This window comes from Streptacidiphilus neutrinimicus (assembly GCF_000787815.1).
Classification (GTDB): Bacteria; Actinomycetota; Actinomycetes; order Streptomycetales; family Streptomycetaceae; genus Streptacidiphilus; species Streptacidiphilus neutrinimicus.
In genome coordinates this window covers 14,399-23,950 of sequence record NZ_BBPO01000095.1, presented here as the reverse complement: position 1 = coordinate 23,950, position 9,552 = coordinate 14,399, and the positions used below count along the sequence as shown (strand labels likewise).

Genomic DNA, 9,552 nt, shown 5'->3' with positions numbered 1-9,552 from the left:
GCCCGGGGCTGCACTGCGGTTGACGTCAGGTCAGGACCGGACGCGGTCGAGGCTGATGCCGAACAGGTCGCGCAGGGCCTCTGCGCCGTCGGCCGTCACCCGCAGGGCGCGGCCGGTGCCTACGGGTTCGAGCCAGCGTGCGTCCATGGCGTGCGAGCGCAGCGCCGAGCCGAGGACACCGGCGAGGTGAGGGCGGCGCTCGGTCCAGTCGAGGCAACTGCGGACCAGCGGACGCCGACCGTGCCGCGCCCCCTCCACGTCGATGCCGAGGCCCGCCAGCCAGGCGCGGCCGGGCACGGTCACGGCGAGCCCGGCGTCGTCCGACACCACCCCGCGCGCCAGCAGCGAGTCGGCGACCGCGACGCCGACACGGCCGGCGAGGTGGTCGTAGCAGGTCCGGGCGTGCGCCTCCGCGCTGCGGCGGACGCTCTCGCGCAGGTTGCGCGGCGCGGGCGCGGCCGTCGCGGAGGACCCCGGCTGCGTCTGCGCGAACGCGGCCAGGTCCTCGACGAGCGTGGCGGTGCCCGGACCGGCGAGCCGCACATAGCGGTGGCGGCCCTGCCGCTCCTCGACCAGCAGCCCACCGGCGACGAGGCGTGACAGCTGCTCGCTCGCCGTCGACGCCACGACGCCCACGTGGTGGGCCAGTTCCCCGGCCGTCCAGGCACGGCCGTCCAGCAGGGCGAGGCACATCGCGGCGCGGGTGGGATCGGCCAGCAGGCCGGCGAGCCGGGCGAGAGGTTGCGCGGACATGAGGCCATGATGCCCCCGCCACGGTTCGGCGAGCGCCGAACCGTCCCGCGCCTAGCGTGGGCGGCATGACGGGCGCCGGGGAGACCTCGACGACCGCCGGACGCCCAGCCCAGCCCAGTCCAGTCCAGTCCGGTCCAGTCCGGTCGAGCGCGCCCAGGCGCGACCGCCACCACCCGGACCGCCACCCCGAGCCCGAGGAGCACGTATGACCAGCACCGTCGGCCGCGCGGGCGCGACCGCCTTCCGCGCGCTGCACCACGACACCGGCGGTTCCGGCACCCCCCTGGTGCTGCCCAACGCCTGGGACCACGCCTCCGCCGCCGCGCTGGCGGCGGCGGGCTTCGCCGCCGTGGGCACGACCAGCCTCGGCGTCGCCGCTGCGGCGGGGCTGCCGGACGGAGCGGGCCGCACCCGCGAGGAGACGCTGCGGCTCGCCCGCCTGCTCGGCGGCGGCGCGTTCCTGCTCTCGGCCGACGCGGAGGGCGGCTTCAGCGACGACCCCGCCGAGGTCGCCGCCTTCGCCGCGGAGCTCGCGGAGGCGGGCGCCGTCGGCGTCAACCTGGAGGACGGCCGCGCGGACGGCAGCCTCACCCCGCCCCGGCTGCACGCCACGAAGATCGCCGCCGTCAAGGCGGCCGTGCCGTGGCTCTTCGTCAACGCCCGCACCGACACCTACTGGCTGCGGCAGGGCCGCGAGGCGGAGACGGCGGCTCGGCTCGCGGCCTACCGGGATGCGGGGGCCGACGGGGTCTTCGTCCCGGGCGTGACCGACCCGGACGGCATCGCGGCGGCGGTGGCCGCGACGGACCTGCCCCTCAACGTCCTCGCCTCGCCGGGCGGCCAGACGCTCGCCCGCCTCGCCGAACTCGGCGTCCGCCGCGTCAGCCTCGGCTCGCTGCTCTTCCGGGCCGCCCTCGGCGCGGCGGTGCACACCGTCCTCACCCTGCGCGCCGACGGCGTGCTCCCACCCCTGCCGCAGACGCCGGACTACGCCTCCGTCCAGGCCCTCACGGCGTCCGGCTGAGGGCCCGAGTCAGTCCGGCGCCCTGCCGTCGCGGGCCGCCACGGCGAGGATCGGCTGGAGGCGGCGGGCGACGTCGACGTGGTCGCCGGTCCAGATGACGCGGACGGCCGTGGCGGTGGCCTGGCCCTCGCGGTCGACGAGGTCGGCGCGGACGGACTCGACCAGCCGGGCGGCCGCCTCGGGACGCAGCTGCAGCGGGGCGGGGACGGGGGTGTGGTCGGCGAGGCCGACCGCGAGGCCGCGGTACCAGTCGGTGACGCGGGTGGTCAGGCCGAGGATCGTGCGGTGCGCCTCGGTCTGGTCGGCCCGGGAGCGGCTGAGGGCGCAGTCCTGCCACAGGGAGACCACCGCGTCGGCCGCCAGGCGCAGCCCGACGACGCCGGTGACCAGGGTGGTCGTGTCGGCCAGCGACAGCGGTTTCGCCCCCCGCTCCGCCAGGTAGCTGCGAAACGCGTCGTCCAGGCGGCGCGCGGAGGCGGCGGCCTCGCGGCTCTGCCGCACGGGCTCCTCCGGCACGGGCGCGGGTGCGGGCGCGTTCGGGAAGCCGCAGTGGCCCAGCGCGAACGCGACCGCGCCGGACAGGTAGGCCGCGCTGTCGGTGTAGGCCTGCGCGAGGGCCTTGTCGACGGCGGCCCCGGCGCCCCGTGGCCAGAAGAACAGCGCGACGACGACGCTGACCGCGCAGCCCAGCGCGATGTCCTCGACCCGGAGCAGCGCGATGTGCCAGTCCGGGTTCTGGCCGATGTTGAACAGCACGACCAGGGTGACGGTGAACGCCGCCTGCCCGGCGGCGAAGGAGATCGCGGCGGGCGCGATCCCGGCGACCAGGATGGCCGGCGGCAGCACGAACCACAACGCCGTGCCGTGATGGCCGATCAGCACCAGCAGTCCGGCGCCCACGAACGAGCCGACCACCGTGCCGAGCACGGCGCGCACCGCGTTCTCCCCGGTGTTCAGGGCGTTGGAGCGCAGCACCGACAGGGTCCCCAGCAGCACCCAGAAGGAGTGCTGGAGGCTGGTCAGGTCGGCCAGGAACACCGCGATGCCCAGCCCGACCGCGCCGCGCAGGCTGTTGTGCAGCCAGACCGAGCCCCGCCCCAGATGGGCCCGCGCCCGCTCGCGCGCCGCGGCCAGCGGCGCGGCCAGCGCGCCGGGCTCGCGGCCGAGGAGGCGGTCGGGCCAGCTGCGCTGCCACGCGGTGGCGGCCAGGTCGACGTTCTCGGCGATCTGCCGCACGGCGAAGCCGAGCTCCTGGGCGCGGAAGGAGAAGTCGAGCGTGCCGATGAACCCGTAGACCTCCGCCTCGCTCTCCCCGACCGGGCTCTCGACGGGAAGCCGCGCCGTGGAGCTGTCGGCCATCGCGGCCATGGTGACCCCGAGCTCGTTGAGGCTGTCCCGCAGCGGCCCGACGTCCCCGCGCGGGTCGGTCAGCAGGTCGGCGGCGCGGTCCAGGACGTCGGCGGCGGCCAGGCGCACGGTGCGGGCGGCCGGGTCGCAGGCCGGAGGCTCCTCGGTCCAGGCGGGGCGGTCCGCGAGGATGGTGCTGAGCCAGGTCAGCTCGTCGACCAGGCGGACCAGGGTGCGCGAGCTGGTGGACAGGCCGGTCGGGCGGTAGGGGGTGGCTTCGAAGATCCGGCGCAGCTCGGCGGTGGCCTCGTCGGTCCGCTCGGCCACGGCGCGGCACCGGTCGGGGTCCGGACGGCGACCGGGCTCGCCGTAGCGGGCGGCGTCGGTGCGCAGCCGCTCGGCAGCGGAGCGGCAGACGCGGGCCGCCGGAGCGCTGAGCGGATCCGCGACCGGGCGCGGCCACAGCAGGGCCACCGCCGGAAGCGCCGCCGCTGCCGCCAGACCCGCGCCCGCGAGCCGGTCGGGCAGCTGGGACAGCGGCACCGGCGTCGCGACCGGCAGCACGAAACCGAGCAGCAGCGCCGTCGTGCTCCCGGCCAGCACCGAGCTGACCACGCCGGAGAAGAGCACCACGAAGGCGACCACCAGCGTGGTGAGCACGGCGAGCCAGGTCCGGTGCGCGACCAGGGTGCCGAGGGTGATCAGCGCGGCCCAGGCCACCGCCAGCTCCGCCTGGGCGCGCAGCCGCTCCAGCATCGTTCCTGAGTAGTCGACGAGCAGCAGCATCGAGAAGGACCCGAAGGCGGCGAAGCTCGCCATGGCCGGCGCGTGGAGCACCTGGGTGCACAGCGCGAACAGGGCCGGCATCACCAGCGCGGTCCGCCCGGCCCGTCGCGTCGCCGCCAGCCCGCCGTCGTGCGCACGCAGCCAGGCCAGCACCCGCACGGACATGCGCACCTCCCGCGGACTCCCGTGGACGCGACGGCGGCGGCCCCGACGCCGCATTCGTCCACCACCATTGGCCTGCACCGTGGACGGGCCCGCAACACCAGCCTATTTCGACGCCCCTCGTGCACCTTCGACGCACCGAAGCCCGAAAACCGGTTTGGGCGGGGCGCTCGGCACTGGTAGCGTGCTGAGCACCGTGACCGGATGCGAGGAGGTGAGACCCGTGAAGAAGGCTTTCCCATGGGTGCTCCCTCATATCCTCACGGCGGGCGAGTGACGTAGGTGTCCTCGGGAGTGCCTCAGGCAGCAAGGCACTCGCAAAGGGGACACTCATGGACGTTTCACCTTTCTCCGCAGGCCCGGGCAGCCCGGGCGGCTCCCCGGGCACGGGCAGCCGCCCCGTGACGATCACACGGGTCACGGAATCGCAGTGGCTCGCCCTCGACGACAACGAGGAGCTCGGGCGCGGCGACGTCTCCCACAGGCCCGACGGCCGGATGTTCGTCAGCGTCGACAGCTGGCAGGCGGACGTCTTCGACCGTCTCGCCGCCGCCATGGCGGCGGAGCTGCCGGGGCCGCTGCACGCGGTGGTCCACGAGGACGACCTCGACACCAGGGCCGCCTGGGAGCGGGCCGGCTTCGCCGTCGCCCGCCGCGAGCGGGAGTACGTCGTGCCCACCGATCCGCGGATCACCGGGCTCGACGCGGTCCCGCCGCCGCCCGACGTGACGGTCGTGCCGCTCGGCCGAGCCCAGGAGGGCCCGCTGCGCGCCCTGCACCGGGCCGTCCGCGCCGAGGTCGGGGCCACCGTCGGCTGGGAGACCATGCCGGCCGAGGTGCTGCCGCGACCGGACGGGGTCACCGTCGTGGACCCGTCGAAGTACGCGGTGGCCGAGGTCTCCGGACACTACGTCGGACTGGTCCGAGTGGTGCCCCGCCGGCACGAGGCGCGGATCGGGCTGGTCGCCGTCCTGGCCGAGCAGCGGCGTCGCGGCGTCGCGCGGGCCCTGCTGGCCGACGTCCTCGGCGCGCTGCACCGCGCGGGCGTCACGGCGGCGTGGGCCGAAGTGGACGAGTCCAACATCGGAGCGGCGCGCCTCATCGAGGGCCTCGGCGGCCAACGCCGGGGCGGAATCCTTGAGTTGGTGCGCCGCTGAACAGCAGCACGACACCCACGGGCGCGTCGCACCGATGCGCCACGACCACCATCGACTCGACGAAAGAGTGAACTTGCCGAAGACATCGAACGGCATCGAAATCGAGGGCATCGTCACCGAATGCCTTCGCAACGCCACCTTCACGGTGGAGCTGCAGAACGGGCACAAGGTGCTCGCCCACATCAGCGGCAAGATCCGGAAGAACTACATCAAGATCCTCCCGCAGGACCGGGTGCTCGTGGAGCTCAGCCCGTACGACCTCACCCGGGGCCGGATCCTGTACCGGTACCGGACGTGAGCACTCTCACCCGCTGAGGTGAAGGTCGGGCGAATCCGGGCGTCTAGGCTGGCTTGATGCGTTTGACAACCATCCTCCGCCGACGTTCGAAGCTCCCCGTCCATCCCGAGATGGCCCGTCTCCGGGCCCGGGCCGCGCATCTGCGCGGGGAGATCTTCTACCTCCGTCCGGCCTACACCCAGCATCTGCGCTGGGAGTTGGCCGGACTGGAGCGTCGCATGCAGGAGATGGAGGCCTCCGCCCTCGCCGCCCTCGCGGCGACGGCGGGCCCGGTCGGCTGAGCCGTCGCGGAGCCAACATCCGGACGACATCCGATTGTTCGTTCCCGTCCCGCGCTCACCGAGGTGGCGCGGCATGTAACAGAACGTCTACAGGCCAGGGGCAGGACCGGAACGGTCCCTGAGGTCACATACGATCTCCTTGCCGCCGTTTCGTCCAGCTCCGTGGGGAGATCATGCAGCGCGACCTCGACACGCCCACCTGGTCGGGGAACCAGCCGATGGGGCAGGAGCCCACTCCGCAGGGTCCGGGCCGGAGCCGCAAGTGGCTGATCGCCGGGGTTGCCGGGGTGGCCCTGGTCGGGGTGGGCAGCGTGGCCGTCTACGCCTATGCCGGCTCCTCGAACTCCACGGCCAAGCCCCACGCGCAGAAGCACGTGCCGGTGATCACCACGCCGACCGCCGCCCAGGCGGCCGCCGCGACCCAGCACTTCCTCACCTCCTGGGCGGGCTCCGACCTCGGCGGCGCCGCGCAGGCCACCGACCAGCCCGCGGCCGCGCAGACCGCGCTCGGGACCTTCGCCGCGGGCCTGCACGCGTCCAAGGTCGCCTTCGCCGGCGTCGTCGCCGGCGCCGCCGACCCCGCCGTGCCGCACGCGCTGCGCACCGCCTTCCACACCGCCGCGACGCTCACCGGCGGCGGGACCTTCGCCTACGCCGGCTCCGCAGACGTGCTGGTCGTCGACGGCAAGCCCGAGGTGCACTGGGCGCCGTCCGTGCTCTACCCGGGGCTGCGGGAGGGCCAGACGCTGACCTACGGCAGCATCCCCGCCACCACCGCGAAGGTCGTCGACCGGCACGGCGTCACGCTGACCGCCGCGGCCTACCCCTCCCTGGTCGGCGTCATCAGCGAGCTGCAGACCCGCGACGCGGGCAAGGCCACGCACACCAAGGGCCAGGGCGTCGAGATCGCCGACGCGAGCGGCAAGACCGTCAAGGTGGTGCACGTCCTCCAGCCCGCCGTGCCCGGCACCATCCGCACCACCCTCGACGCGGGCCTTGAGGCCGCGGCGGAGAAGGCGGTGAAGGACTCCCACATCGGCACCATGCCCGCGGACGTGGTGGCGATCGACTACACCACCGGCGAGATCCGCGCGATGGCCTTCCGCGGCGGCGACGCGGCCTTCAACGGGGCTGCGGCGCCGGGCTCCACGATGAAGATGATCACGTCGGCCACGCTCTTCGACAAGGCCGGGATGCGTCCGTCGGACAAGTCCGCCTGCGTGAAGCAGACCGTGATCAACGGTCAGACCTTCCACAACTTCCAGAACGAGATGGACCCGAACGCGGATCTGACCAAGGACTTCGCGATCTCCTGCAACACCGGGTTCATCGACGCCGCCACCAAGAACCTGCACTCGGGCGACCTGCGCGAGGAGGCCAGGGACGTCTTCGGCATCGGCGACTGGAACATCGGCGTGCCCACCACCGACGGCAACGTGCCCGACGAGAAGGGCAGCACCAACCAGATCGCGGCCCAGTCCATCGGCCAGGGCCAGGTCACCATGAACACCCTCGCCATGGCCTCGGTGGCCGCGACCATCGCGGACGGCGCGTTCCACCAGCCCATCCTCGTCCCCGGTCTGCCCCAGCAGCCGGCCGCCCGCCCGATCTCCACGACGACCGCGACCTGGCTGCGCCAGATGATGACCGTCACGGCCACCGCCTCCTACGGCACCGCCGAGCCCCGCATGACCGGCATCCCCGGCGGCGCGAAGACCGGCACGGCCGAAACCGCGACCAGCACGAACGGCTGGTTCGCGGCGTACGACACCAGCAACCACCTCGCCGTCGACGCCCTGGTGATCGGCGGCAAGGAGGGCGTCCTTTCCGCCGGCTACGTGGCCCGCGACGTGCTGACGGCCGGCTGAGCGGCGAAAAATCCCGTGGGCCACGGGAGTCGGGGCCGCTATGGTGGCCCGATGACATCGATCAGGAAGGTCCAGGTCACCTTCGACTGCGCGGAACCCGTGCGCGTCGGTCGCTTCTGGTGCGAGGTGCTGGGCTATGTCGCGCCCGAGCCGCCGGAGGGTTTCGCCTCCTGGGACGACGTCGAGCGCTCGCGGTCGGGCGGGGGTTCCTGGTTCGCGGCCGCCGACCCCTCAGGCGTGGGTCCGCGCCTGTACTTCCAGCGTGTTCCCGAGGGCAAGGTCGTCAAGAACCGCGTGCACCTCGACGTGCGGGTCGGCACCGGGCTGGTGGGGGAGGAGCGCGTGGCCGTCCTGGAGGCCGAGTGCGCGCGCCTGGTCGCGCTCGGCGCGACCCGCCTGCGTCTCCTGGTCGCCGACGAGGAGAACGAGTCCTGCCTCCTGATGCAGGACGTCGAGGGCAACGAGTTCTGCCTCGACTGACCCTCAGGTCGCGGCGACGGCGGCGGCCAGCAGGGCGAACGCGGCGATGAGAACGGCCACGCGCACGTAGTGGTAGCGGTCCCAGCGGTTCATCTGCTGCCTCCAGTCCTCGGGCCGGTTCTCAGGGGTCCACGTCTTGCCCTGGTTGTTGATCGGGACGAGCAGCAGCAGCGACATGACCACGCTGAGGACCAGCAGCGCCCCGGCGGTGACGGCGAGGCCGGCGCCGCCGTGGTGCCGTCCGAGGACGGCGCAGACCGCGACCAGGGCGAGCGAGGTGACGTACCAGACGGGCATCACGGCGCCGAGCATCCGGCCGCCGTGGGCCCGGCCGCGCAGCAGGCTGTCGTCCGGGAGGCCGCCCAGGATCGGGTTGATGACGAAGGCGACCGAGAACTCCACCCCCACCATCACGCCGACGACCACGGTGGTGAGGATCTCGAGTGCGTTGAGCATGGCGACCACTCCTGGGATCTAGCGTTGCTAGCTGATGAGGCAACGCTAGTACTGCTGTCGCTCGCTTGTCTAGCGGTGCTAGCATCGGGTCATGTCGGTACAGGAACGCAAGGAGCGCGAACGGGCGGACCGCGAACGCCTGATCTTGGCGACCGCCCGCGAGATCGCCGAGGAGCAGGGCTGGGACGCGGTCACCACCCGTCGGCTCGCCGAGCGCATCGAGTACAGCCAGCCCGTCCTCTACAGCCACTTCCGCGGCAAGCGCGAGATCATCGGCGCTGTCGCCCTCGAAGGCGCCGCCGAGATGGCCGCGGCGGTGCGGGCCGCCGCCTCCGCTGCGGACGGCCCGCGCGCCCGGGTCACCGCCCTCGCCCGGGCCTACCTCGACTACGCCGCCCGCAACCCCGCGGTCTACGACGCGATGTTCCAGCTCGACGGCGGCCTGGCCTTCGCCCAGGAAGACACCCCGGCCCCGCTGAAGGACGCCTTCGCCGCCCTGCTGGAGAACCTCCAGGAGGTCGCCGGCGACGGCGTCCACCCGGGTCTGTTCACCGAGCTGTTCTGGGCGTCCCTGCACGGCCTGGCGACGCTCACCCGCGCGGGACGCCTGCCCCCGGAGTACGCCGAGCAGCGGACGGAGATGTTGGTCGACCGCCTCGCCGTGCTCTGACGCGACCGGTGGACTCAGTACGGGGTGCGCTGCAGACGGCCTGCGACCAGGGGGAGACATCCTGGATGGCGAGACCGCGTCCAGGCGGACACCGTCGTCTCGGCGGACACCCGACGTCTCGGAGTCGCCCGTTCCCCCCAGGGAACGACAGGAACGGCCAGCTGCGGTTGTGTCAGCTGGCCGTTCCTGCCGAGTCTCGCACGATGCGATGCGGTGCGGTGCGGTGGTGATCCCGAAACTGCGGGAAGGGTGCTCGGCAGGTCTCAGCTC

Annotated in this window: 10 protein-coding genes; 7 read left to right on the top strand and 3 right to left on the bottom strand. The window is 73.5% G+C overall.

Annotation, left to right across the window (positions count from 1 at the left end):
- Window positions 1–30: 30 nt before the first annotated feature.
- Entirely contained in the window at window positions 31–753 is a 723-nt protein-coding gene (locus tag TR48_RS34325) for an ArsR/SmtB family transcription factor (RefSeq protein ID WP_042374446.1), read from the bottom strand.
- Between the two features lie 205 nt (window positions 754–958).
- On the opposite strand from TR48_RS34325, the gene TR48_RS34320 reads away from it, so the two are divergent.
- Entirely contained in the window at window positions 959–1,777 is an 819-nt protein-coding gene (locus TR48_RS34320; protein ID WP_042374445.1) for an isocitrate lyase/PEP mutase family protein, read from the top strand.
- Window positions 1,778–1,786: 9 nt separating this feature from the next.
- Here TR48_RS34320 and TR48_RS34315 read toward each other — a convergent pair whose 3' ends face one another.
- Entirely contained in the window at window positions 1,787–4,075 is a 2,289-nt protein-coding gene (locus TR48_RS34315) for an FUSC family protein (RefSeq protein ID WP_042374444.1), read from the bottom strand.
- A gap of 329 nt (window positions 4,076–4,404) precedes the next feature.
- Here TR48_RS34315 and TR48_RS34310 point away from each other — a divergent pair, with 329 nt between their 5' ends.
- The 5 genes from TR48_RS34310 to TR48_RS34295 all read left to right on the top strand — a co-directional run bounded on the left by TR48_RS34310 (window position 4,405) and on the right by TR48_RS34295 (window position 8,156).
- Window positions 4,405–5,229, top strand: coding sequence for a GNAT family N-acetyltransferase (locus tag TR48_RS34310; RefSeq protein WP_084730003.1), 825 nt, complete (start codon window positions 4,405–4,407; stop codon window positions 5,227–5,229).
- A gap of 73 nt (window positions 5,230–5,302) precedes the next feature.
- Window positions 5,303–5,527, top strand: a complete 225-nt coding sequence (infA, locus tag TR48_RS34305) for a translation initiation factor IF-1 (RefSeq protein WP_042380728.1) — start codon at window positions 5,303–5,305, stop codon at window positions 5,525–5,527.
- Window positions 5,528–5,583: 56 nt separating this feature from the next.
- Complete coding sequence (locus tag TR48_RS42625) at window positions 5,584–5,808, top strand: hypothetical protein (RefSeq protein ID WP_152628336.1); 225 nt, start codon at window positions 5,584–5,586, stop codon at window positions 5,806–5,808.
- A gap of 173 nt (window positions 5,809–5,981) precedes the next feature.
- Entirely contained in the window at window positions 5,982–7,676 is a 1,695-nt protein-coding gene (locus TR48_RS34300; protein ID WP_052443282.1) for a penicillin-binding transpeptidase domain-containing protein, read from the top strand.
- Window positions 7,677–7,727: 51 nt separating this feature from the next.
- Entirely contained in the window at window positions 7,728–8,156 is a 429-nt protein-coding gene (locus tag TR48_RS34295) for a VOC family protein (protein WP_042374442.1), read from the top strand.
- Between the two features lie 3 nt (window positions 8,157–8,159).
- Here the strand turns inward: TR48_RS34295 and TR48_RS34290 are convergent, their stop codons facing one another.
- Window positions 8,160–8,612 carry an anthrone oxygenase family protein gene (locus TR48_RS34290; RefSeq protein WP_042374440.1) on the bottom strand — a complete coding sequence of 151 codons (453 nt, stop codon included), beginning with the start codon at window positions 8,610–8,612 and terminating at the stop codon, window positions 8,160–8,162.
- A gap of 91 nt (window positions 8,613–8,703) precedes the next feature.
- On the opposite strand from TR48_RS34290, the gene TR48_RS34285 reads away from it, so the two are divergent.
- Window positions 8,704–9,282, top strand: coding sequence for a TetR/AcrR family transcriptional regulator (locus TR48_RS34285; protein WP_042374438.1), 579 nt, complete (start codon window positions 8,704–8,706; stop codon window positions 9,280–9,282).
- Window positions 9,283–9,552 lie beyond the last annotated feature (270 nt).

Coding starts and splice junctions, on each gene's coding strand:
- TR48_RS34325 (WP_042374446.1), bottom strand. CDS start 753: ATGTCCGCGCAACCTCTCGCCCGGCTCGCCGGCCTGCTGGCCGATCCC.
- TR48_RS34320 (WP_042374445.1), top strand. CDS start 959: ATGACCAGCACCGTCGGCCGCGCGGGCGCGACCGCCTTCCGCGCGCTG.
- TR48_RS34310 (WP_084730003.1), top strand. CDS start 4,405: ATGGACGTTTCACCTTTCTCCGCAGGCCCGGGCAGCCCGGGCGGCTCC.
- TR48_RS34295 (WP_042374442.1), top strand. CDS start 7,728: ATGACATCGATCAGGAAGGTCCAGGTCACCTTCGACTGCGCGGAACCC.
- TR48_RS34290 (WP_042374440.1), bottom strand. CDS start 8,612: ATGCTCAACGCACTCGAGATCCTCACCACCGTGGTCGTCGGCGTGATG.
- TR48_RS34315 (WP_042374444.1), bottom strand. CDS start 4,075: ATGTCCGTGCGGGTGCTGGCCTGGCTGCGTGCGCACGACGGCGGGCTG.
- TR48_RS34300 (WP_052443282.1), top strand. CDS start 5,982: ATGCAGCGCGACCTCGACACGCCCACCTGGTCGGGGAACCAGCCGATG.
- TR48_RS42625 (WP_152628336.1), top strand. CDS start 5,584: ATGCGTTTGACAACCATCCTCCGCCGACGTTCGAAGCTCCCCGTCCAT.
- TR48_RS34285 (WP_042374438.1), top strand. CDS start 8,704: ATGTCGGTACAGGAACGCAAGGAGCGCGAACGGGCGGACCGCGAACGC.